We start from the raw sequence: 22,083 nt of genomic DNA on the forward strand, positions 1-22,083 counted from the left end.
GCGCCCGTCATACTGGCGACGTGCAGGCCGAGGACGACGAGCGCCACGACGACGAGCGCGGTGGCGAGCGCCGGGACGAGCGCCGGGATCTCGAACGAGCGCTCTACGCGCGGCCCGACGGGAGCGCCGAGACCGAGACCCGCCGGCGCGAGGCCGCACGGCGCCTCCGGAGCGAGTCGGAGATCGCGGCTGCCGACCCGCAGACCGGGAGCGCTCCCGAACTCCTGTCCGAGCGCCCCGTCGCGCCGATCCCCCCGGACACTCCCCCGCCCGAGGAACCCCGCCGGCCTCGACGCCGAGCGGCCCTGATCACCGCGGGAGCCCTCGCGGCCGGACTCGCTCTGGGCGCGGCCGCCGCCTCCGTCGCCCTCGACAGGCCGAGCGCCGAGGCCACCGCGACGCCCACCCCGACCGCGCGGCCGATCGACCGCTTCGAGGACCTCGTCGAGGGCTGGGAGCCGACGACGGATCTGCCCGACGGCTTCGACCTGGTCGCCACCGGTGCGACCGTCTACACCCCGGGTTTCGAGACCGTGCAGGACGACCGGCTGCTGCTCAGCGCGCCCAACGGAACGATGCTGTGCCTCGGGCTGCAGCGGCCCGACGGCACCTTCTCGGTCGGGTGCACGGGGCTCGCCGACTTCTTCGACGGGAACGCTCTGCGGCTGGCGGGCTCGGCGCGGGGTGAGGACTCGCCCGTGTTCACGCGGGTGCAGCTGAATCCCGACGGGACGATCGAGGGCGGATTCCAGCTGGTCGGCGAGGCGGCAGCCGGGGGCTGAGGCGTCCGTGACCGCAGGTGCGCCCGCACAACGAAGGCTGAGCGCCACTGTCCGCCGAGAATTCGGCGATTCCGCCCGTTGAGCCTTACCTAAGCAGCCACCCGGTCATCGAGCGTGCACCTGGAACCGCGGCGGCGAGCCGCTCGCCAGCACGACGTCGCCGTTCAGGAGGCGTGGGAACTCCCGCCCCGTCACCGCGCGGATCCCGGCGCGCAGGAACGCACCGTGACCGACCACGATCACGTCGCCGTCGCCGTCGAGGAGGCGGCGGACGGCGGCGGCGGAGCGCGCGGCGAGCGCCTCGGTCGACTCCGCCTCCGGGTAGTCGCCGCCGGGCCACCGCCGGTGCGCCTCGTCGAGAGCGACCCCCTCGGCGAGGCCGTAGTCGCGCTCGACGAGCCCGTCGTCGACCGCTGCGTCCGGCAGCTCGAGCGCGCGGGCGATCACCGCCGCCGTCTGCCGTGCCCGCAGCAGCGGCGAGCTCACGACACCGCTCCAGGGCCGCGAGCCGCCGAGCACCCGGGCCGCGGCCTCGGCCTGCAGCACGCCGCGGGCGTCGAGCGGGAGGTCGCTGCGGCCCTGCAGGCGCCGCTCGGCGTTCCAGGTCGTCCGGCCGTGGCGGACGAACGCGGCTCTCACGCGGCGACCGGGAACGCGAGGGCCCGCCGGACCGTGACGCCGACCCGCGCCCCGACCGCGGGCCGTGACTCGCTGTGGCAGCGCACCGGGAGCCCCGCCCAGTCGAGGACCACGTCGTTGCCCGCGCGCCCGAAGAGGGACGAGACGACCGTCGCATCCTCCCCCGGGCCGAGCGCGACGTCGTCGGGCAGGATCGCGAGCTCGCACCCGCCGGGCACCGCGTCGTCGATCCGCGACCGCTCCAGGCGCAGCGGATGCTCGTGCGCGGTGAAGCCGTCGACGCCGAGGGTGCCCCGCACGGTCGTGGCGTCCGAGAGGAAGCGGGCGACGAGAGCGGAGGCGGGGCGGGCCACGACCTCGGCCGGCGGGGCGACCTGCTGGATCCGGCCGCCGTCGAGCACGACCACGCGGTCGGCCAGGGCGAGCGCCTCGTCGCGGTCGTGCGTCACGTGCAGCACCGTGAGCCCCATCCGCCGGGTCAGCGACTGCAGCTCGATCCGGAGGTGGTCGCGCAGCGGCTCGTCGAGCGCCGAGAGCGCCTCGTCGAGCAGCAGCACGCGGGGCTCCGCGATCAGGGCCCTGGCGATGGCCACGCGCTGGCGCTGCCCTCCCGAGAGCGTGGCCGGGTCGCGACGCGCGGCGCCGTCGAGGCCCACGAGCTCGAGCATCTCGGCGACGCGGCGGTCGCGCTCGCGCCGCGGGACGCCTCCGCGGCGCAGCGGGTAGTCGACGTTGCGCCCGACCGACCAGTGCGGCCAGACGGCGTGCTGCTGGAAGACCATGCCGAGCCCGCGACCCTCCGGCGGCACGAACGCACCGCCTCCCGAGACCACCGTGTCGTCCAGGCGGACGGTGCCCGCGGTCGGCGCGAGGAAGCCCGCGACCGCGCGCAGCAGCGTCGTCTTGCCCGAGCCCGACGGGCCCACGAGCGCGACGAACTCGCCGTCGGCGATCCGGAGGTCGATGTCGGCGAGGCCGATGGCCCCCGAGGGGTAGCGGAGGGAGAGGGAGTCGAGGGTGACGGAGGCCACGGTGACCTTTCAGCGGGGCGAGCGGGCGGCGAGGCCGAGGCCCGCGAGTCCGACGACGGTGACGAGGAGGGAGAGCGCAGCGGCGGTGTTGTACGAGCCGGCCTGCTGCAGGTTGAAGATGGCGACGCCGAGCGTCTGCGCACCGGGCGAGAGCAGCAGCACCGAGAGCGTCAGCTCGCGGACCGCGGTGAGCACCACGAGGACGGAGCCGGCGATCGCCGCGGGCACGGCCATCCGGCATGAGATGTCGACCAGGGCGCGGAGCCGGCTCGCGCCCGAGATGCGGGCCGCCTCCTCCGCGGTGAGGGGAGTCGCCGCGAGCGGGGCCGCCACCGACTGCACCACGAGCGCGACGAACGAGGTGATGTAGGCGCAGAGGATGAGCCAGGGCGTGTTGAACAGCCCGATCCGCGGCGCGAGGACCAGCCAGGCGACGGCGATGACGAGCCCGGGGATCGCCTGCGGGAGGAGGGCCACGGCCCGGAGTGCCGCGTTGTCGCGGGACCTGGTGCGGGTGGTCACGGTGCCGACGGCCAGGCCGATGACGCCGCAGACCACGCCCGCGCCGAGCGCCAGCAGCACCGAGGTGAGGGCGCCGGTCGCCGTGTTCTTCGCGGTCACGGCGCGGGTGATGTTGTCGAGGGTCAGGTTCTCGAGGGTCAGCGGGACGCCGGGCGCGGGCAGGAGCGCCTGCGACAGCAGGGCGAGCAGCGGCAGGAGGGTGAGCCCTAGCACGATCGTCCAGGTGGCCGCCGCCGCGACATCGCGGGCGGGGCCGAGGGCGAGCAGCTGCGGAGGCGTCGCGGCGGAGTCGAGCTCGACCCGGCGCCGGGCGAGCAGCGCGTCGACGACCAGGGCCGCGACGGCGATCACGAGCAGCACCGCGCCGATGGTGGCGACGACCTCGAGCGGGTTCTCGACCGTGCCCGACTGGATGTAGCGGTAGACGAGCGTCGAGAGGGTGACGTAGCGCTCGGGCAGGCCGATGATCGAGGGGATGCCGAAGTCGGCGAGGTTCGAGACGCCGATCAGCAGCAGCGCCGACGCGATCGCCGGCCGCAGCAGCGGGAGGGTGATCGTCGCGACCGCCCGGAGCGCCGAGGCGCCGCCGATCCGCGCCGCGAGCTCGAGGTCTCCGGGGATCCGGCGCAGGGCGGCCGAGACGATGAGCATCGCGATCGGATAGCTGTGCACGGTGAGGAGGAACACCACTCCGTCACCGCCGTAGATGCTCCAGAGCGGGCCGCCGGTGAGGCCGCGCCACCAGAGGTTGACGGCACTCGTCGGGCCGGCGATCCCGACCCAGGCGATGGCGCCGACGAACGGCGGCACGAGAAGGGGGCTGAGGGCGACCATCCGCAGGACTCGGCGGCCCGGCAGATCTGTGCGGTCGAGCAGCACCGCGAACAGGGTGCCGACCGCGACCGCGAGGACCGCGGACACGGCGGAGGAGACGAGGCTGTTGACTCCGGCCTCGACCACGTCGCCCTCGAGCAGCACCCCGAGGTGGTCGCCCCCGGCCGCCAGGACGAGCACGGTGCCCAGCGGGACGAGGACGAGCGCGGCGCAGAGCGCCCAGAGGACGACCCGCACCGCGCCCAGCGACCCCCGCCGTCGGGAGACGGCGAGGGTCGGCAGAGGGGTCGCGCTCACTACTGGAAGAGCTCGGTGAAGGTCGCGACGGCCGCGTCCTGGCTGTCGCGGATCGTCTGCAGGTCGGGCGAGAGCACGGTGATCTCGTCCATCGAGGGCGCGCCCTCGGGGGTGCCGACGTCGGAGCGGACGGGGAGGTAGGACTGCTCGACCGCGAGGGTCTGCCCGGCCTCGCTCACGAGGAAGTCGACGAACGCCTCGGACGCCTCCTGGGCGTCGGTGTCGGCGAAGATGCCGGCCGGCTGCGAGACGTAGGGCACGCCCTCGGTCGGGTACGAGACGGCGATCGGCGAGCCCTGCGCCGCGAGCTCGCGCACCAGGTAGTCGACGACGACGCCGACCGGCTGGGTCCCCGAGGCGACGGCCTGCGAGACGGGGCCGTTGCTGTCGGCGATCACGGGGCGATTGGCGGCGAGGGCGGTCAGCCACTCCTCGCCCAGGGCCGGCTCGTCGAGCCAGACGGCCGCGTTGTAGGCGGCGGCACCCGAGACGTCGGGGTTGGGCATCACGAGCTTGTCGGCGTACTGGGAGTCGGTGAGGTCCTGCCACGAGGTGGGGGCGTCGGCCTCGTCGATCATGCCCGTGTTGTAGGCGATCACCGTCGGGATGATGCGGGTGCCGGTGTAGTAGCCCTCGGGGTCGACGACGTCGGGGTTCAGCGCGTCGACGTCGGCGGGGCTGTACTGCAGCAGCAGGTCCTCGGCGGCGTAGTCCTCGAAGGTGCCGGAGTCGGCGGCGAGGAGCACGTCGGCCTGGACGGCGCCGGCCGTCCGCTCGGACTCGATGCGGGCGGTCAGGTCGCCGGTGCCGGCGCGGAAGACCTCGACGGTGACCTCGGGGTGCACCTCGTTGAAGGCCGCGACGAGGGCGTCGGCCTTCTCCTGCGGCTCGGAGGTGTAGAGGGTGATCGTGGCGGGCTCGAGCGCGTCGGCGCTCTCGGCGGCGGGGGCGGAGGAGGCGGTGCCGCTGCAGCCGGCGAGGAGCGCGGTCGAGAGGGCGAACGCCGAGACGGCGGCCGTGCGGAGGAGGCGGGGCATGGGGGTTCCTTCGGGTTGTGGTCGGGTCGGGCGCTTGTCGGGTCAGGCGCTTGTCGGGTCAGGCGCAGACGGCCGCGCGTCGCGCGTCCGAGGTGAAGAGGGGCTCGGGGCTGCGAAGGCTCATCGTCGTGCCGGTCACGGAGTCGTCGCCGAGCTGCACGAGCGAGAACATCGCCGAGTCGTGGCCGCTCACGCGGTCGGGTCCGGCGTTCATCACCTGGTGGTAGGCGAGCGAGGGGCCGACCGAGACGGGGATCGAGCGCACCACCGCGCCGAGCGGGTGGTGGAAGTGCCCGGCGAGGAGGACGCGGACGTCGGTCCCGGCCAGGACGTCGAGGAGCGCCTCCGCATCGCGCAGACCCTGCTGGGCGAGCGTCGGCAGGGGCGACGGGAGCGGCGGATGGTGCAGGGCGACGACGCTGCCGAGGCGAGCCGGAGTCGCCAGGCTGTCGGCGAGCCATGCGAGCCGCGAGGGGCCGAGCGCGCCGTCGTGCGAGTCGAGCAGCACGAGGCGGAGCCCGCCGAGCTCGACGACGCGGTCGTGGCCCGACCCGTGACCCGGGAGCACGCGCGCCGCCTCCGGATCGTCGTGGTTGCCGAGCGTGGTGAGCACCGGCACGCCGACCGCCTCCTGCAGCCGGCCGAGCGCCCGCGCGAGGGCGGGGTACGCGCCGCGGTGGCCGCGCTGGACGAGGTCGCCGGTGATGACGATCGCCTCGGGAGTGATGCCCGCGTCGACGACGTAGGCGCCGACGCGCTCGAGCCGCTCGAGACCGTCGACGGTGCCGTAGAGCAGCTCGCCGTCGGTCGCGTGGACGTCGCTGAGGTGCACGAGGGTGGTGCGGCCGGTCGCGGTGCTCACGCGTCCGCTCCGGTGCTCGCGCCCACCCCCGGGGCCGCGTCGATGCCCGCCATGCCGCCCCCTCTTCGTTCCTGCCGTTCCGCGCGCCGCGGAATCCCGTTACGGATCCAGGGTGAGCGTCGCTGGTGAACGACGGGTGACGGGGACGAGGACGGGGCGCGAACCCTCAGAGCTCGTCGGCGAGGGCGCCCGCGACGACCTGCTGCATCTCTGCGCCGGCCGAGCCGATCCGCCGGGCGAGGAGGGCGTGCAGCACGTGCAGGACGACCGACTGGTTCAGGCGGCTCAGGAAGGGATCGACCCCCTCCTCCCCTCCCGCGGGCGCCGCGACCAGCGCGACGGTGCACAGGCGCACGATCGGCGAGCGCCCGAAGCCGGTCACCGCGACGACGTCGGCGCCCCGATCAGCGGCCGCGCGGCAGGCGGTGAGGGTGTGCGCGTTCGCTCCGGAGTAGCTCACCGCGAGGCAGACGTCGCCCGGCCGCAGGGAGTGCGCGGCGAACTGCTGCGCGAGCACGTCGCCCGGCGCCTCGACCGAGCGGCCGAGGGTGCTCAGCCGCATCGCCGCGTCCTGGAGCGGCGGGCCCGAGAAGCCGTTGCCGACGAGCACGAGCCTCCGCGCCCCGGCGATCAGGCCGACCGCACGATCGACCGCCTCGCGATCGAGGCTCTCCTGCCCGATCCGCAGCGCCGTCACCGCTGCCTCGAAGACGGAGCCGATCTCGTCGCGGCCCTGGGGCTGGGCGGCGGGCGTCGCGCGGGCGAGCTCGAGGCGCAGATGCTGGAAGCCCCGGAAGCCGAGCTTCTGGCAGGCGCGGATGACGGTGGCCGCCGACGCCTGCGCGGCCGTCGCGAGCTCGGAGGTCGACCACTCGACGACCTCGTGCGGAGACGCGAGCACCACGGCCGCGACGCGCCGCTCGCTCGGCCCCAGCTGACTGGCCCCTGCGCGGATCCGGGCGAGCAGCGTGCTCTCGGCGGCGTGCTCGTGCTGCGAGGACATCCGCGGATCATAACGAACGAGCGTGACCGGGACGCCCTGCCACCCACTGCTGGCGTGAGATGATCGACAGACGACGGCGAAAGGGATGTCCGATGGGCCAGCTGATCTACGGGATAGCTCCCGCGATCATGATCGACGACCGGGCACTGCGCCACGCTGAGGCGGTCATCATCTCGAAGCTGCGCCGCAACGAGAGCTTCTCGTTCCACTGGGACGGCGAGCCGCACGTGGGCGAGGACGTCGCCATCGAGAACCGCGGTAAGCACGGCAGCATCTGGGTCTCGAAGAGCTCGTCGCTCTACTTCAGCTACGACGAGTACTCGAACGAGCCGCTGAACCGCGCCTGGATCGACCTGCTGCTGCGCGCCGCGGCCACCCCCGCCGGGCTGCGCGTGCTGCCCGAGCCGGGGACCGAGGGCTAGAGGCCTCGGGCCCGGCGCCCGCTCAGGCCTGGCGCGGGGCGGCCGGCTCCGGGACGAGCTGGAGACCGCTCTGCGAGCTGGCGGCGATCATCATCGCCTCGATCCAGTCGCGGTTGATCGCCGGCTGACGGCCGCCGTGGAACCGGTACGAGATCGGCACCGACGGGTGCAGCCAGATCTTCATCCGGCCGCCGCCCAGCTCCTGGCCCTGCGACCACGAGAAGGCGAACGACTCGTCGCGCCGCAGCTTGGCGGTGATGACGATCTCGAGATGGGCGAGGACGCGGTCCTCGAACGGGGCCTCGATGCCTCCGGGGTAGTTCAGCATTCCCACGGGATGCTCCGTCCTCCGGCCGGCCGGCCGTTCTGCGCGCAGGAGGATCCGACGCCGCCCTCCAGTCTCCCAGGCTCGGATGCGAAACGCCCGGTGCGGGGCGGACGGGGGGCACCGGGCATCCTCCGACGCGCGCGCACAGCGGATGCCGGGGCGCGCGGGCCAGGATGCAGGCACCACCACCACTCGACCGGGAGGCCCCGTGCCCGCCAGCACCCAGACCCACGACTACGACGTCGCCGTGATCGGAGCCGGACCCGCCGGCACCGCCGCCGCCCTGCGCGCCGCCGAGCTCGGCGCGAGCGTCGTCGTCCTCGAGGCCGCCCGCGTCGGCGGCACCTGCGTCAACACCGGCTGCGTGCCGACCCGGGTGCTCGCGAAGACGGCGCGGATCATCCGCGAGGCGCGCACCGCCTCCGACTACGGCGTCGACGTCGGCACCCCGGCGATCGACTGGCCCGCGACCGTGCGGCACGTGCACGAGCGCGTCGACAAGGTGCGCTCGATCAAGCGCGAGGCCGAGCGCTTCGCCGACGCGGGCGTCGAGCTGGTGCACGAGGGCCGCGCGCGGTTCGTCGACGAGAGCACCCTCGTGCTCGACAGCGGCCGCCGCCTCACCGCGCGCTCGATCCTGATCTGCGTCGGCGGCCACTCGCGCCGCCTCCCGATCCCCGGCGCCGAGCTGGCCACGGTCCCCGAGGACGTGCTGGCGCTGCCCTCGCTCCCCCGCCGGGTCGCGGTCATCGGCGGTGGCAACACCGGCGCCCAGCTCGTCACGGTCTTCAACGCCTTCGGCTCGGAGGTGACGCTGCTCGATCTCGCGCCGCGCATCCTGACCACCTCCGACGCGAGCATCTCGGAGTACGTCGCCGCGGCCTTCGTCCGCCAGGGCGTGCACGTGCACACCGGCATCGAGACCGTCGAGCGGCTCGACCGCGCCGAGGACGGGGCGATCGACATCCGCTGGCGCGAGGGCGGCGAGACCCGCACCGAGCGCATGGACGCGGTGATCATGGCGACCGGCTGGCCCGCCGACGTCGAGGATCTCGGGCTCGAGAACGCGGGCATCGAGGTCGTCCGCTCGGCGATCCCGGCCGATCAGTACTTCCGCACCGTCGTGCCGCACGTCTTCGCGGTCGGCGACGCGAACGGGCGCGACATGCTCGTGCAGGCGGCGCAGTTCGAGGCGGAGGCGGCGGCCGAGAACGCGGTGCTCGGCGCCAACCGCCGCAGCCCCCAGCACCTGCTCCCGGCGGGCGGATTCACGGATCCCGACTACGCGGGCGTCGGCTTCACGATCGAGCAGGCCCGCGAGCGCGACGCGCAGTGCGTCGTCGCGTCGGTGCCGTTCTCGGGCCTGGACCGCGCCGTGATCGACGATCGCGAGAGCGGGTTCCTCACTCTGATCGCCGACCGCCGCCGCGAGCTGCTGCTCGGCGCGCACGCCGTCGGCGAGAACGCGATCGAGGTGGTGCAGTCGGTCACGACGGCGATGGCGGCCGGAGTCGACGTGGCGACTCTCGCCAACGTGCGGTTCGCGTACCCGACCTACAGCGCCGTGATCGGGATGGCGGCGCGGGCGCTGCTCGCCGAGCCGGCGCGGCCGACCGAGCTCGACTAGCCGATCTTCGCGAGAGGCGCCAGCCCCATCGGAGCGGGGTGGCGCCTCCGAATGATGGGGAGCGGGCACTCCGCCCGCCGCCCTGAGAGGAACCCCCGTGCCGATCTCCGCCGTCGACTACGCCCACATCCGCCTGACCGTCCGGGACATCGCCGTCTCGCGCGCGTTCTACGACTCCGTCTTCGGCTTCGACGTCGCCTACGAGGCGCCGCCCGCCGACGCGCCCGCGGAGGAGAAGGAGAAGCTCGCCTTCCTGTTCGGCGGCGTGATCTACCAGTTCCCCGGCGGCCTCCTCGGCCTGCGCCCGGTCGCCGAGGCCGGCGACAGCTTCGACGAGGACCGCGTCGGGCTCGACCACCTGAGCTTCGCGGTGGGCAGCGCCGACGAGCTGAAGGCGGCCGCGGCCGTCCTCGACGAGCTCGGCATCGCGCACGAGCCGATCAAGGACGCCGGCGGCCAGAGCATCCTCGAGTTCCGCGACCCCGACAACATCGCGCTCGAGATCTCCGCGGCGAGCTGAGCGACTCGGTTCTCATCGCACAACGTCAGCTGAGAGGGGACGTCGCGCACCATCGTGGCTGCGACGGCCTCTCAGCTGACGTTGTGCGGCGTGCGATCAGCGGCGCCAGAGGTACGGAGTCGTCGTCGACACCTTCACGAGGCCCGAGCGCTCGAGGATCGGGCGCGAGTACTCGGTCGAGTCGCTGTGCACGAGCGTCCGGCCGAGGTCCAGGGCCGAGCCGGCCCGAGAGGCGGTGAGGGCGCGGTAGATCCCGCGCCCTCGGTACTCCTCGAGCGTCGCACCGCCCCAGATGCCGACGACGTCGCTGCAGGGCACGGGCTCGAGGCGCCCGCCGCTGACCATGCGGCCGTCGACCTCGGCGACCCAGAGCTCCATGCCGTCGGCACGGGCGAGCCGGACGACCAGCGAGTCGGCGATGCCGGTGTCGACCTCCTCGCCGAACGCGGCGTCGATCATGGCGCTGAAGGCGCGCACGTCGGGCTCGTCGACGACCCGGCGGAGGGTCACCCCGTCCGGCACGGGGGCGTCGCGGGTGAGCGCCTCGAGCGGGCCGATCATGATCGACTCCGTCTCCTCCGGGGCGAAGCCGTGCTCGATCAGGGCCTCGTGGAGCCCGGGAGCGCGGTCGTGACCGCGGGTCTTCCACTCGACCTTGCGGATGCCGGGGTCGGCCTCGAAGTGCGCGCGGGCAGCGGCGACCAGCTCGCGGATCGCCTCCGCCTCCGCACCGCCGAGATCGCGGTAGGTCACGAAGCCGCGCCCGCCGGCGAAGGTCACCAGGCGGAGGGGGCCGACTCGCGTCACCGAGACGGCGCTCGGGGTCTCGGCGTCGGTGCGGAGCTGGTCGTCGTAGACCCGGAGGTAGTCGCTGATCATCGCGCCCACGCTACGGGAGGTACCGCGATGTCGGTGCCCGTCGCTACGGTCTGGGCATGACCTTCGCGAATGTCGGCACCCTCGGTGCCCTGCCCGGGCGCCGCGGCGACCTCGTCGCCCTGCTCACCGCCCGCAACGACGCGCTCGAGCGCGTCGGCTGCCTCGCCTACGAGGTGGGCGTCTCGGAGGAGGCGCCCGACACGGTGTTCGTCGTCGAGCTGTGGACGAGCGCCGAGGCGCACCGCGCGTCGCTCGAGCTGCCCGAGGTGCAGGCGGCGATCGCCGCCGCCCGCCCGCTGCTGAGCGGCGAGTACGGCGGCTTCCGCTTCGACGTCGTCGGGTCGCCGCTGCGCGACTGACCGCGCCCGAGCGCTCAGCCCAGGTGGCTGCGCAGCGGTGGGTCGCCGCCGGCGCGAGACGCGGTGACGGCCGCGACACGGGCCGCCCACCGGCCGATCCGCGCGAGCTCGTCCTCGTCGAGCACGGCCGCGGGAGCGTCGAGGCGGGCGTCGATCAGCGCACCCATCGCGGAGTCGCCGGCGCCGACCGTGTCGACGACCTCGACCCGTTCGGCGGGAACGTGGACGCGCCCGGCCTTCGACGCGAGGACCAGGCCGTCGCCTCCGAGGGTGACGACCGCGAGGGAGGTTCCGGAGGCGAGGAGGGCGTCGAGGACGGCGTCGACCGACCGCCCGGGGTGCAGCCACCGGGCGTCCTCGTCGCTGAGCTTCACCGTGTCGCACCGCGGGAGGAGCTGCTCGACGATCCCGAGCACGTCGCGGCGGGACGGCAGCAGATCGGCGCGGATGTTGGGGTCGAGACTCAGCGTCGTCCCCTCGGGCAGGCGGCCGATCAGGTCGGCCACCCGGCCGGCCCCCGGAGCGAGGAAGACGGCGGCCGACCCTGTGTGGACGTGCGAGGCCCCGGCCGGATCCACCGGATCCGGATCCCACGACAGGTCGAAGTCGTAGCGAGCGGATCCGTCGGCGCCGATGCGCGCGACGGCGCTCGAGGTGCTCCCCCGCCCCGTCGCGCGGACACGCACGCCGGAGGCGCCGAGGTGCGCGCGCGCCCGCTCCCCGCGGGCGTCGTCGCCGAGGTCGGTCGCGAAGCCCACCGGTCGCCCGAGCCGGGCGAGCGTCAGCGCGACGATCGCGGGAGAGCCGCCGACGTGCTCCCGCCGGTGCCCGTCCTGCTCGACGACGTCGATCACGGTCTCGCCGACGACGAGGACGCCACCCGTCGTCACTCGGCCGCCTCCCGGACGCGGAGGGTGGTGAACGGAGCGGTCGGGAACACCAGCTGCGTCAGCGTGCTGAGCCCTCCCCCGAGGAAGATCTCGACGACCGAGGCGTCGATGACGATGCGGATCGCCACTCGGCCGGACTCGTCCGGCGCGGGCAGGGGCGCCCAGTCCACCGAGGGGAACGACGGAGCGAAGTCGACGGAGCCGCTGCGGGTGCGGTCGCAGGTCAGGACGCCCTCGCCCGCGTCGACGGTGATGACCACCTCGTCGTCGGTCTCGTCGGTGAGGAGGCGGAGCTCGCTCCGGTCGCCGGGGAGGCACGACACACTGACGTCGAAGACGGTGCAGGCGCGCGCCGCCGCGCCCGCAGGGAGGACGGGCCGCTGCGCGAGCGCGAGCCGCCCGTCGACTCCGGCGACGAGGTCGAGCTCGCGAACGAGCGACATCGTCGACCGCCACGGCCCGGTGGGTGTCGCGTCGGCGTAGTCCCAGTTGCTGGCCCAGGCGATCGTGAGCCGGCGCTCGTCGGGGGCGTCGTTGAACGAGACGGCGGCGTAGTAGTCGCGGCCGTAGTCGAGCCAGTCGTAGTCGGCGAGGTCGGTGGAGTCGCTGATCCGATCGGCGGTGAAGGTCGTGCCGTCGAAGTCCCCGACGAAGTACTGGCTGCCGGATCCCCCGGCGACGCCGCCCGGGTTCAGGCTGACGATGAGGAGCCACTTGGTCTCCTCCTTCCCCCGGATGCGCAGCGGGAAGAGATCGGGGCACTCCCAGACGCCGCCGACGGCGTGCGCCGGGCCGAAGTCGGAGCGGCGGGTCCACGTCTTCAGGTCGTCCGAGGTGTAGACGACGACGCGGCGCTCGACGGCCTCGACGGCGACCATCACCCAGTGGCCGTCGTCACCGCCGAACCAGAAGACCTTCGGGTCGCGGAACTCCGCCGATCCGATGTCGAGAACGGGATTGCCCGCGTAGCGGGTCCAGGTCGCGCCGTCGTCGAGACTGAACGCGAGGGCCTGTGCCTGGGAGGCGCCGGTGCCGTCGGCGAGCGGCGCTCGGGCGGCGGTGTAGACGGCGACGAGGGCCGTCTCTCCGGGGCCCGCGAAGCCGGCTGTGTTGCGGACGTCGGCCACGGCGCTGCCCGAGAAGGCCATCTCCCCGTCGAGGACGGGGATCGCGACCGGCTGCTCCGTCCACGACACGAGATCGGTCGAGGTCGCGTGACCCCAGGACATGTTGCCCCAGGTGCTCCCGCTCGGGTTGTTCTGGAAGAACAGATGGTACGTACCGTTGTGGAAGAGCAGCCCGTTGGGGTCGTTCAGCCAGGTCGATCCGGCGGTGAAGTGCGCGGCCGGACGCCAGGCGTCGGTCGTCGTGATGGTGGTCACAGGGGCTCCTGAGTGAGGGGATCGGTGCGGCCGGACGGGGGGCGCGGGCGGGACGGCCCGCGCCCCCCGGGAACTACTCGCCGCCGCTCTGGAAGCGGTCGTAGGCCTGCTGGTAGGTGGCGGTGACGTCGGACGCGCCCATCGACTCGAGCTGCGAGACGTAGGAGTCCCACTCGTCGTCGACCGTGCCGTCGACGATCCAGGTCGCGAACTTCTCCTTGACCAGCGTGTTGATGTCGGTGAGCGCGTACGACACGCGGTCGAGCTCGTCGTTCGAGAGCAGCACCGGCGGGTAGGCGTCGTTCGCCTTGAACGGGAGGTAGTACTCGTTCACGAGGTCCTGGCGCTCCTGGGCGCGGGGCTCGGGCGCGACGACCGTCTCGAAGTCCTCCTTCGTGGTGATCTTCGGGCCGCCGGGGGCGACCTTCTGGCGGCGCTCACCCTCCGCCTCGCCCGCTGCGGCGGGGATCTGCACGAGCATCCCGGAGGCGTCCTTCTCGAGCGTCACACCGAGGGGCCCCCAGCTGGTCTGGGCGCTCATCTCGGGGTCGAAGAGGCGGTCGGCCCAGCGCATCGTGGCGGCCGGGTACTCGTTCGAGCGCGTGATGGCCATCGCGCCGCGGCTGATCTCCTGGTTGTTGGCGACGCTGGCGCGCTTCTCACCGTCGACGCCCTCGAGCACACCCAGCACGGCGTAGTCGCCGAGGCGGTCCTCGCCGATCATCTCCTTCGCCTCCCACCAGAAGAAGGAGCCGAGGATCTCGGTGTCGGCCTTGCCCTTGGAGAGGTAGGCGACGTCGTCCTGCGAGAACGACTCCGGGTCGATCAGACCGTCGGAGTACCAGTCGGAGAGGGCCTCGACGCCCTGCTTGTAGCCGTCGGTGTCCGCGGTGAACCGCACCTCACCGTCGACGACGATGCGGTGGTCGTTGTTCTCGGGCTGTCCGCCGAGGGCCGCGATCAGGTCGTTCGGGTTCGCGCAGAAGGAGTCGGTGCGGAACGACAGCGGGATCTCGTCGGCCTCGCCGTTGCCGTTCGGATCCTGGGTCTTGAACGCCTCGAGGGCTGCGCGGTACTCCTCGATGGTCGTCGGCATCGGGATGCCGAGCTTCTGGAGCCAGGCCGTGTTGATGAAGAGGAAGTTGGGGTACTGCAGGATCCCGAGCTCCTCGACCGAGGGCAGCGTGTAGATGTGCCCGTCCGAGGCGGTCATCGCGGCGCGGATGTCGGGCCGCTCCTCGAGGATGCCCGAGAGGGTCGGCGCGTGCTCCTCGATCAAGTCTTCGAGGGGCAGGAGGGTCCCGTTCTCGCCGTACTGCACGATCTCGGCGTCGGTGAGGCCGGAGTTGAAGAGCACGTTCGGCACGTCGTCGCTGGCGAGGAGGAGGTTCTTCTTCTCGGCGTAGACCTGCTCGGGCAGGTTCTTCCACTCGATGGCGATGTTGGTGTCCTGCTCCCACTGCTGCACGAGCTGCATCGTGGAGTAGTCGGGCGCGAGCGCCGACTTCGTGCCGCCGAAGGTGAGCGACAGGGTGTCGTCGACGATCGGGAGGCCGGTCTCGTTGAAGCCGACCTCGGAGGAGCGGTCCTCGACGGGGTCCGAGCCGCCGCCGGTGCAGCCGGCGAGCAGGAGCGCGCCGGAGAGTCCGATCGCGGTGGTGGTGAAGAAACTGCGGTGTCTCATCGTTCTGATTCCTCTGTGATGGTGCGGCGGGATCGCCGGACGGTGCTGCAGGGCAGCCGGAAGGGTGGCGGGATCGCCTGGCGGAGTGGGAGGAGCGGTCAGCTCTTCACGGCGCCGAGAAGGGCGCCCTTGGTGAAGTGCTTCTGCATGAAGGGCAGCACGATCAGGAGGGGGATCGTCGAGATGACGATCATTCCGTACTTGATCAGCTCGCCCAGGCGCTGGGCGGCGGCGTAGGAGTCCATCGCTCCCGAGCCTCCGGCCGCGGTGACCTCGGACTGGATGAGCACGTTGCGGAGCACCAGCTGGAGCGGGTACTTGCTCTCGTCGTCGAGGTAGATGAGCGCGTCGAAGAAGGCGTTCCAGTTGGCCACGAGGTGGATCATGATCATCAGGAAGATCAGCGGCTTCGACAGCGGCAGGACGATGCTGAAGAAGAAGCGGAAGTCGCTCGCGCCGTCCATCTGGGCCGCGTCGCGCAGCTCTCCGGGAACGTTGTTCTCGAAGAAGGCGCGGGCGATGATCAGGTTCCAGACGCCGACCGCTCCCGGCAGGACCACGGCCCAGATGCTGTCGAGCAGTCCGAGATCGCGCACCACGAGGTAGCGGGCGATCAGGCCTCCGTCGATGAACATCGTGACGATGAACAGGAGGAGGAAGAAGGTCCTCCCGTAGAGGTCCTTCCGCGACAGGGCGTAGGCGGCGCAGAGGATGGTGGCGACGCTGATCGCGGTGCCGACGACCGTGTAGAGCACCGAGTTGCCGAAGCCCTGCCAGATCGCGCCGTCCGAGAAGATCCGGGCGTAGCCCTCGAGCGTGAAGCCCTCGGGCCAGAGCCAGACGTTCCCGTTGAGGATCTGGGACGGCTCGCTGAACGACGCGATCACGATGAAGTACATCGGATAGACGATCGCGACGATCGCCAGGACCAGCACGGTGATCGCGACGGTGTTGAAGACGGGGTCGGCGAACCGTCCGCGGGTCGGCGGGGCGGGGCGCCGGGGCGAGGACGATGCGGGCCGCGGGCGGACTGCGGACTCGGGGTGGATGGTCTGGGTCATGGCGTCATCACCAAAGGCTCGATTGGCCCGCCCGGCGTGCGACCCAGTTGAAGGTCGCCAGGAGGACGAGGTTGATCAGGGAGTTGAACAGGCCGATCGCGGCCGAGTAGCTGAACTGCGCTTGCTGCAGGCCCGCTTTGTAGACGTAGGTCTGGATCACCTCGGAGGTCGGCAGGTTGAGGTCGGTCTGCATGAGCAGGACCTTCTCGAATCCGAGGTTGAAGAGGTTGCCGATCGCGAGGATGAACAGGATGGTGATCACCGGCATGATCCCGGGGATGTCGATGTGACGGATCCGCTGCCACTTGCTCGCGCCGTCGACCCTGGCCGCCTCGTGGAGAGCGGGGTCGATCGCGGTGAGCGCCGCGAGGTAGACGATCATCGAGAAGCCGGCGTTCTGCCAGATGTCGGAGCCGATGTAGAGGGGGCGGAACCACTCCGGTGACCCCATGAAGAAGACCGGCTCGCCTCCGAGAGCCACGATCGCGCTGTTCACGATCCCGGAGCGCGGCGAGAAGAGCAGGTGGATCATGCCGACCACGACGACGACCGAGATGAACGACGGCGAGTAGAGCACCGTCTGCGTGAACTTCTTGAAGCGCTCGCTCTGGAGCTGGTTCACGATCAGCGCCAGGACGATCGGCACCGGGAAGGCGATCAGCAGCCCGAGAGCGTTCACCGTCAGCGTGTTCTCGATCAGGCGACCGAACTGGAACGACGAGACGAATCTCGTGAAGTTGTCCAGGCCGACCCACGGGCTGCCCGAGAATCCCTCGGACGGGTTGTAGTCGCGGAACGCGATCTGCGCGCCGTACATCGGCCAATACTTGAACAGGACGACGAAGACGACGGCGGGAGCCAGTAGTACGTATAACTGCCAGGACCGCGCGGCGCGCTTGACGTTCGCGCCGAGCCTCTGCCTCGGTGTCAGGATCCGCCGGGGTCTCGCGACCCCGGTGGTGGAGTGTGTTGCCGTCATGCGCGCACCTTTGCACTCGCCACAGATCCTCGGAGGACCGGTGAGCATTCGATGGGATGGGGTCGGGGGTCCTCGCGCGGATCGGCGAGGAGGATCGAGACGGCCTGGCGGGCCATCCGCTCGTAGGGCAGCGCCATGGTCGTCAGACCGGGGTCGAGATAGGCGGCGAGGGTCTCCTGGTCGTCGAAGCCGACGACCGAGCAGTCGTCGGGCACCTTCAGGCCGCGCGACTCGAGCGTGCGGTAAGCGCCCCAGGCCGTGCGGTCGTTGCCGCAGAAGATCGCCGTCGGAGGGTCGGACTCGTCGAGGAGCTCGGCCGTGAGGGCCAGGCCGTCCTCGACGGTGCCGCCCTCGCCGTGACGCAGCAGGCGGGGATCGACGTCGAGTCCGGCCTCCTCGAGCGCGCGGCGGTAGCCCGCCAGGCGACCGACGCCGGCCGGGAGATCGTTCCCGTCCGGCTGGATGTCGATGTAGGCGATCCGCTCGTGACCGGCGTCGGTCAGCTGACGGGTCGCGATGTAGCCGCCGCGCTCCTCGTCGGGGAAGACGCTCGAGAAGCGGCCGCCGGCGGCCTGCGCGTTGGCGACGACCGTCGGGACGTCGTGGAGCGCCTCCGGAACCTCGACGACTCGGTGGTACATCGAGGCGTAGATCACGCCGAGCACCCGGTAGGACAGCATCATGTCGATCGCCGAGGACTCGAGCGCCCTCTCGCCGAAGGTGTCGACGCTGAGGATGACGTGCCCGCTCTCCCACGCCTGCTTCTGCGCCCCCTGGAGGAGGCGGCCGGCGAACGGAGCGCTGGCGACCTCGTCCGAGACGAAGCCGATGATGCCCGACTGACCGCTGCGGAGCGATTTCGCGAAGGCGTTGGTGCGGTAGCCGAGGGCCTCGACGGCCTCCATGACACGGGCGCGCGTCGCCTCGGTCACCCGGTTGCCGGGAGCGTTGTTGAGCACGAGGGACACGGTCGCCTGCGAGACGCCTGCACGCTCCGCCACCTGCCACATCGTGGCCGTGCGTCGAACCATGTCCACCTCCTCGTGACGATCGGTCATTCGTATAACTGGAAGATACACAGCTGTCGCTGCGGGGTCAACAGGCGGTTCGCCCTATCGCGCTCGAGTCGACGGAGCCGACGCGATCGATCCGTCACGGAGGGCCCGGCCGAGTCGGAGGACACGGGCCGTTCGTGACGGATCGACCGAGGGGCGAGCGGCCTGGTCAGCCGCCGGTGACCTGGCCGATGAGGTCCTGGATGAAGGGGACGACGTCCTGGGCCTGGTCGACGCTGGCGAAGGCGGTCGCGACGAGGGGCCAGACCGAGCCGATCAGGGTGGCGACGACGGCGGCGACGGCCGCCACCCAGGCGAGGGCCGCGTTGCGCGAGACGAAGGCCAGGGCGAGGGCCGCGAGGCCGATCAGGTAGCTGATCACGATCGAGAGCGTGATGGCGCCGACCGGGACGTCGAGGACGCCGACGGTCGTGGCGTCGGCCGCGCCGATCAGCCCGAGCACGGGCAGCAGCACGGCGAAGACGACGAGGGCGCTCACGACGACGCCGGTCGCGAAGGCGATCCAGGCGGCACGCGGCTTGCGGCGCGTACCGCCGAAGGAGCGGGTCCTCATCGGACTACTCCTGCCCGGCGCGGTGCGAGGCGCGGGTGTCGGACGAGTCCGCCTCGACGGACTCGCTCTCGACCGGCTCGACCTCGACCGAGACCGGCGCCGGCGCGGCGTCCGCGCCTGGGTCGACCGGCTCGACCTCGACGCGCACGACGAACTCGGCGGCGACGGGCGCCTCGACCTCGACAGTGCGCTCGGCGGAGACGTCCCGGGTCTCTGCGGCCTCGCGGTCCTCCTCCACGGCGTCCGCCGCGGAGTCGAGCGCGTCCGCCGTGGATGCGCGCGCGGTGTCGACCGCGTCGCGGGCCGCGTCGAGCGCGTTCCCGGCCGACTCGCGTGCGGAGTCGAGCGCGTCCCCGGCGGATCCGCGCGCCGAGTCGAGCGCGTCGCCGGCGGCGGCCGCGGCGTTCGAGGCCGCGTCGCGGGCCTTGTCGACGAGGGGCTCGCCGTCCTCGCGCTCGTCGTCCGGGACCTCGATCGGGTCGAACGGCCCGTGCACATCGGTGACGGTGACGTTCACGACGACGGGGCCGGCGGCGACCTGCGCGGCGGCGCGCGACACCTGCTCGCGGGTGGCTTCGATCACCTCGCGGACCTTGTGCGGGTACTCGACGACGAGGTCGAGGTCGACGGTGACGACTCCGTCGGCGCGGCTGACCGTGACTCCGGGGCTCGTGCTGGTGCCCAGCACGGCGCGCGCGGCGCGGTCGAGAGTGCGGGCGGCGGTACCGCCGAGGTGGTGGACCCCGGTGACGCCGGCGGCGGTCTCGGCCGCGGCGGTCGCCACGAGGCGCTCGGTCGACTCCCCCTCGGGATGGCTGCGGTCTGCACCGCTCAGGTCGATCGAGTGATCGACGACGGAATCGGTCATGGAGTGCTCCTAGAAAGTTCGACCCGCGGTGGCAGGCGCTCTCCGGCCCTCCCGAACAGGAGGGCCGGACGGTGGTGCGGTCAGCTCACGCGGGCGGCGCCGCTGACGCGGGTGCGGAGTCCGCCGACGATCTGGATGACGACGGGGGTCTCCTCTCCGAGGAGCGCGTCCCAGCGGCGGACCGCCGTGTCGATGCTGCGACGCACCTGCACGGGCGAGACACCGCGGCGGGTGTGCGCGGTGACCCGGAGGACGTTCTGCCGACGGATCTCGAAGGCGGTGACGTCGACGGAGACGATGGCGGAGTCGTGCGACAGCGCCTCCTCGAGGACCTGCTCGGCGACCTTGGCCTCGATGGTCACCGACCCGGCGCTCGCGGCGCCGGACCCGACGCGCAGCAGCGTCGAAGTGCGGCCGCGGCCCTGGCGCACGATGAAGCGCACCAGCAGGAGGATCAGGACGAGCGCGACGGCGGCGGTCACCCAGAGGATCCAGGGCTGCGCCGACAGGGCGTCCGCGGTCGGCTGGGTCGCGTCCTCGGCGGCCGTCGAGACGGTCTGCTGGACGTCCGGCAGGAGCGACCCGGCAGCGACGGCTCCGCCGGCGACGAAGAGCACGAGCCCGACGACGAACAGCAGAGCGCGGTTGAGGAATCGATTCGTGGTGGTCATCAGCGGACCGTCCCCTTCTCGGACAGGCGCACGCGAGCGCGCAGACGGGGGCTGTAGTCGTAGGTGGCCAGCTCGGCGTCGACGGCCTCGCGGATGCTGCCGACGTCGGTGCTGCGCCCCGAGGTGCGGGCGACGGTGACGCCGACGGTGCGCTTGCCGATCGACACCGACACCTGGTCGGGGTCGACGTCGCTGGCGTAGGCGGCGGTCCGCGCGATGCTCTGCGCGATCACGCGGTCGTCGACCACGGCCGCGGTGCGGTCGGAGCCGGCGCTGCGGCGTCCGCGACGCCCGGGGGCGAACGACACGACGAGCAGGACGAGCCCGATCACGGCGGCGACGGCTCCTGCCGCGGCGGTCAGCGCGATGGGGGCGCCGGCCGCACCGAGGAGAGCGCTCGCGCCGTCCTGCGGGGCCACGAGCAGCGCGGGCTGCCCGAGGGCGGCGAGCACCGCCTCCGTGCCGAGCCAGGCGAAGAGCAGGATCAGCACGACGGCGAGGACGATCGCCGAGCCCGAGCGCGACGAGTGGGTCTCGCGGCGCACGAGGCGCGGATAGAGCGCGGTGGAACTGGGGGTCGTCACGACACCCTCCTTCGTTCTCGGAGGTCGGCGCCCGTGATGCGGAGGTCGACCCGGCCGATGGTGGAGCCGGTGAGCTCCAGGCACTGGGAGCGGATGGTGGTCTGCGCCGTGCTCAGGCGGGAGAGCAGCGTCCCGGAGGAGCGCCGATCCGACTCGCCGAGGGGCGTGACGTGGATGGGAGCGCGCGCGGTGACGTGGAGCTGTCCTCCGTCGTCATCGAGCTCGACGGAGACGTCGGACGCTGTGACGTTCAGCGCCTCCGCGGTGACGGCCGACACGATCCGGCGCACGGCGCGCGAGGTGATCGTCGTGCGGCCGTGGCGGGCCTGGTCGGCCATCACCGCCGCGGTCACGAGGTCCGCCGCCCGCGGAGGGTGTCGGCCAGCGAGTGCAGATCGAGCTTGCCCTCGATGACCCGGCCGACACCGAAGCCGATCGCCATGGCGAGGGCGACGAAGATCATCGCCCAGAAGCCGAAGGCGAGGGCCGCGAACGCGAGGACGGCGCCGAGGACCAGTCCGTTGCGGGACGGAGTCACTTGACGCGGCTCTCGGTGTCCTCGTCCTTGTCGTCCGAGGGGATGTAGACGTCGGCGACGGTCACGTTGACCTCGGTGACCTCCATGCCGACGACCGAGGAGATGGCCTCGGAGACGGCGGAGCGGATGCTGTCGGCGAGCTTCTGCAGCGCGACGGGGTACTCGGCGACGACGGTGATGTCGGCGGCGACCTGCTTCTCGCCGACCTCGACCGAGATGCCCTGGCCGCGGTCCTGCGCGTTGATCGCGTTGCGGATCGCGCCGATGGCACGGGCGGCTCCGCCACCGAGGTCGTGCACGCCGGGGACCTCGCGGGCGGCGATGCCGGCGACCTTCTCGACGACGCCGTCGGCGATCGTGTTCTTGCCGGTCGAGGTGGAGGTGCCGTGCTTGGCCGAGGAGCCGGTGGCGGGAGTGGTCGGGGTGACGTTGGTCATGGTCTTCTCCGATGTCGTGAGAGAGGCGCGGGTTCCGCGGTGCCGATCAGTTGCGGCACATGGATCAGACGTGTCCAGGGCCGCCGTCGTCCTGCCGGCTCAGCCGAAATCCAGAGAACATCGAGGGGCGACGCGCTTGGCGGCCAACCGCCTCCCGAGGGCATAGCGGGGCTCTTCGTCCTGCGGCCAGCGGTGTCCACAGGGTGGGGCGGACCGGT

General features: G+C 72.3%; 26 protein-coding genes. 5 read left to right on the forward strand and 21 right to left on the reverse strand.

Annotation, left to right across the window (positions count from 1 at the left end):
* Positions 1-20 precede the first annotated feature (20 nt).
* A complete protein-coding gene (locus GRS96_RS01860; protein ID WP_159855010.1) occupies positions 21-782 on the forward strand; it encodes a hypothetical protein in 762 nt (253 codons plus the stop codon).
* Positions 783-887: 105 nt separating this feature from the next.
* Here the strand turns inward: GRS96_RS01860 and GRS96_RS01865 are convergent, their stop codons facing one another.
* The 6 genes from GRS96_RS01865 to GRS96_RS01890 all read right to left on the reverse strand — a co-directional run bounded on the left by GRS96_RS01865 (position 888) and on the right by GRS96_RS01890 (position 7,007).
* Positions 888-1,421, reverse strand: a complete 534-nt coding sequence (locus GRS96_RS01865) for a histidine phosphatase family protein (protein ID WP_159855008.1) — start codon at positions 1,419-1,421, stop codon at positions 888-890.
* Positions 1,418-2,452, reverse strand: a complete 1,035-nt coding sequence (locus GRS96_RS01870) for an ABC transporter ATP-binding protein (protein WP_159987571.1) — start codon at positions 2,450-2,452, stop codon at positions 1,418-1,420. The genes GRS96_RS01865 and GRS96_RS01870 overlap by 4 nt, the downstream gene beginning before the upstream one ends.
* Positions 2,453-2,461: 9 nt before the next feature.
* Positions 2,462-4,105: an ABC transporter permease gene (locus GRS96_RS01875; protein WP_235021882.1), complete on the reverse strand. Its 1,644-nt coding sequence runs from the start codon at positions 4,103-4,105 to the stop codon at positions 2,462-2,464.
* Complete coding sequence (locus tag GRS96_RS01880) at positions 4,105-5,142, reverse strand: ABC transporter substrate-binding protein (RefSeq protein WP_159987572.1); 1,038 nt, start codon at positions 5,140-5,142, stop codon at positions 4,105-4,107. The genes GRS96_RS01875 and GRS96_RS01880 overlap by 1 nt, the downstream gene beginning before the upstream one ends.
* Before the next feature lie 58 nt (positions 5,143-5,200).
* Positions 5,201-6,004, reverse strand: coding sequence for a metallophosphoesterase (locus GRS96_RS01885; RefSeq protein ID WP_159987573.1), 804 nt, complete (start codon positions 6,002-6,004; stop codon positions 5,201-5,203).
* A gap of 166 nt (positions 6,005-6,170) precedes the next feature.
* Complete coding sequence (locus GRS96_RS01890; RefSeq protein WP_159987574.1) at positions 6,171-7,007, reverse strand: MurR/RpiR family transcriptional regulator; 837 nt, start codon at positions 7,005-7,007, stop codon at positions 6,171-6,173.
* 92 nt (positions 7,008-7,099) lie between these two features.
* On the opposite strand from GRS96_RS01890, the gene GRS96_RS01895 reads away from it, so the two are divergent.
* Positions 7,100-7,429: a DUF7882 family protein gene (locus GRS96_RS01895; RefSeq protein ID WP_159854998.1), complete on the forward strand. Its 330-nt coding sequence runs from the start codon at positions 7,100-7,102 to the stop codon at positions 7,427-7,429.
* Between the two features lie 22 nt (positions 7,430-7,451).
* Here GRS96_RS01895 and GRS96_RS01900 read toward each other — a convergent pair whose 3' ends face one another.
* Complete coding sequence (locus GRS96_RS01900) at positions 7,452-7,757, reverse strand: DUF7882 family protein (protein WP_204162120.1); 306 nt, start codon at positions 7,755-7,757, stop codon at positions 7,452-7,454.
* Positions 7,758-7,965: 208 nt separating this feature from the next.
* Between GRS96_RS01900 and GRS96_RS20560 the strand changes: the two genes are divergently transcribed.
* Together GRS96_RS20560 and GRS96_RS01910 are read left to right on the forward strand one after the other, a co-directional pair.
* Positions 7,966-9,384: a dihydrolipoyl dehydrogenase family protein gene (locus GRS96_RS20560; protein WP_268817140.1), complete on the forward strand. Its 1,419-nt coding sequence runs from the start codon at positions 7,966-7,968 to the stop codon at positions 9,382-9,384.
* A gap of 97 nt (positions 9,385-9,481) precedes the next feature.
* Positions 9,482-9,904 carry a VOC family protein gene (locus GRS96_RS01910; protein WP_159854992.1) on the forward strand — a complete coding sequence of 141 codons (423 nt, stop codon included), beginning with the start codon at positions 9,482-9,484 and terminating at the stop codon, positions 9,902-9,904.
* A 96-nt stretch (positions 9,905-10,000) separates the two neighbouring features.
* Here the strand turns inward: GRS96_RS01910 and GRS96_RS01915 are convergent, their stop codons facing one another.
* Positions 10,001-10,783 (reverse strand): GNAT family N-acetyltransferase, encoded by a 783-nt coding sequence (locus GRS96_RS01915; RefSeq protein ID WP_159987575.1) that lies wholly within the window; start codon positions 10,781-10,783, stop codon positions 10,001-10,003.
* 56 nt (positions 10,784-10,839) lie between these two features.
* Here GRS96_RS01915 and GRS96_RS01920 point away from each other — a divergent pair, with 56 nt between their 5' ends.
* Positions 10,840-11,142 carry a putative quinol monooxygenase gene (locus tag GRS96_RS01920; protein ID WP_159854988.1) on the forward strand — a complete coding sequence of 101 codons (303 nt, stop codon included), beginning with the start codon at positions 10,840-10,842 and terminating at the stop codon, positions 11,140-11,142.
* Between the two features lie 14 nt (positions 11,143-11,156).
* Here GRS96_RS01920 and GRS96_RS01925 read toward each other — a convergent pair whose 3' ends face one another.
* The 13 genes from GRS96_RS01925 to GRS96_RS01985 all read right to left on the reverse strand — a co-directional run bounded on the left by GRS96_RS01925 (position 11,157) and on the right by GRS96_RS01985 (position 21,865).
* Positions 11,157-12,032, reverse strand: a complete 876-nt coding sequence (locus GRS96_RS01925) for a carbohydrate kinase family protein (protein ID WP_159987576.1) — start codon at positions 12,030-12,032, stop codon at positions 11,157-11,159.
* Positions 12,029-13,414 carry a glycoside hydrolase family 32 protein gene (locus GRS96_RS01930; RefSeq protein WP_159987577.1) on the reverse strand — a complete coding sequence of 462 codons (1,386 nt, stop codon included), beginning with the start codon at positions 13,412-13,414 and terminating at the stop codon, positions 12,029-12,031. The genes GRS96_RS01925 and GRS96_RS01930 overlap by 4 nt, the downstream gene beginning before the upstream one ends.
* Before the next feature lie 73 nt (positions 13,415-13,487).
* A complete protein-coding gene (locus GRS96_RS01935) occupies positions 13,488-15,098 on the reverse strand; it encodes an ABC transporter substrate-binding protein (RefSeq protein ID WP_159987578.1) in 1,611 nt (536 codons plus the stop codon).
* A 98-nt stretch (positions 15,099-15,196) separates the two neighbouring features.
* Complete coding sequence (locus GRS96_RS01940) at positions 15,197-16,159, reverse strand: carbohydrate ABC transporter permease (protein WP_159987579.1); 963 nt, start codon at positions 16,157-16,159, stop codon at positions 15,197-15,199.
* Between the two features lie 7 nt (positions 16,160-16,166).
* The gene (locus tag GRS96_RS01945; RefSeq protein WP_159854979.1) at positions 16,167-17,138 is read right to left on the reverse strand and encodes an ABC transporter permease; all 972 of its coding nucleotides are present in this window, start codon (positions 17,136-17,138) and stop codon (positions 16,167-16,169) included.
* Positions 17,135-18,169, reverse strand: coding sequence for a LacI family DNA-binding transcriptional regulator (locus GRS96_RS01950; protein WP_159854978.1), 1,035 nt, complete (start codon positions 18,167-18,169; stop codon positions 17,135-17,137). Before GRS96_RS01950 ends, GRS96_RS01945 begins: the two co-directional genes overlap by 4 nt.
* Positions 18,170-18,362: 193 nt before the next feature.
* Positions 18,363-18,767 carry a hypothetical protein gene (locus GRS96_RS01955; protein ID WP_159854976.1) on the reverse strand — a complete coding sequence of 135 codons (405 nt, stop codon included), beginning with the start codon at positions 18,765-18,767 and terminating at the stop codon, positions 18,363-18,365.
* A gap of 4 nt (positions 18,768-18,771) precedes the next feature.
* Positions 18,772-19,635, reverse strand: coding sequence for an Asp23/Gls24 family envelope stress response protein (locus GRS96_RS01960; RefSeq protein WP_159987580.1), 864 nt, complete (start codon positions 19,633-19,635; stop codon positions 18,772-18,774).
* An 80-nt stretch (positions 19,636-19,715) separates the two neighbouring features.
* Complete coding sequence (locus tag GRS96_RS01965) at positions 19,716-20,306, reverse strand: hypothetical protein (RefSeq protein ID WP_159987581.1); 591 nt, start codon at positions 20,304-20,306, stop codon at positions 19,716-19,718.
* Positions 20,306-20,890, reverse strand: a complete 585-nt coding sequence (locus GRS96_RS01970) for a DUF6286 domain-containing protein (protein WP_159854970.1) — start codon at positions 20,888-20,890, stop codon at positions 20,306-20,308. The genes GRS96_RS01965 and GRS96_RS01970 overlap by 1 nt, the downstream gene beginning before the upstream one ends.
* Complete coding sequence (locus tag GRS96_RS01975) at positions 20,887-21,243, reverse strand: hypothetical protein (RefSeq protein ID WP_235021881.1); 357 nt, start codon at positions 21,241-21,243, stop codon at positions 20,887-20,889. Before GRS96_RS01975 ends, GRS96_RS01970 begins: the two co-directional genes overlap by 4 nt.
* Positions 21,240-21,428: a DUF2273 domain-containing protein gene (locus GRS96_RS01980; RefSeq protein ID WP_159854968.1), complete on the reverse strand. Its 189-nt coding sequence runs from the start codon at positions 21,426-21,428 to the stop codon at positions 21,240-21,242. Before GRS96_RS01980 ends, GRS96_RS01975 begins: the two co-directional genes overlap by 4 nt.
* The gene (locus GRS96_RS01985; protein ID WP_159854966.1) at positions 21,425-21,865 is read right to left on the reverse strand and encodes an Asp23/Gls24 family envelope stress response protein; all 441 of its coding nucleotides are present in this window, start codon (positions 21,863-21,865) and stop codon (positions 21,425-21,427) included. Before GRS96_RS01985 ends, GRS96_RS01980 begins: the two co-directional genes overlap by 4 nt.
* Between the last annotated feature and the right edge of the window lie 218 nt (positions 21,866-22,083).

The sequence above is a fragment of the Rathayibacter sp. VKM Ac-2803 genome, from assembly GCF_009807175.1.
Taxonomy (GTDB): domain Bacteria; phylum Actinomycetota; class Actinomycetes; order Actinomycetales; family Microbacteriaceae; genus Rathayibacter.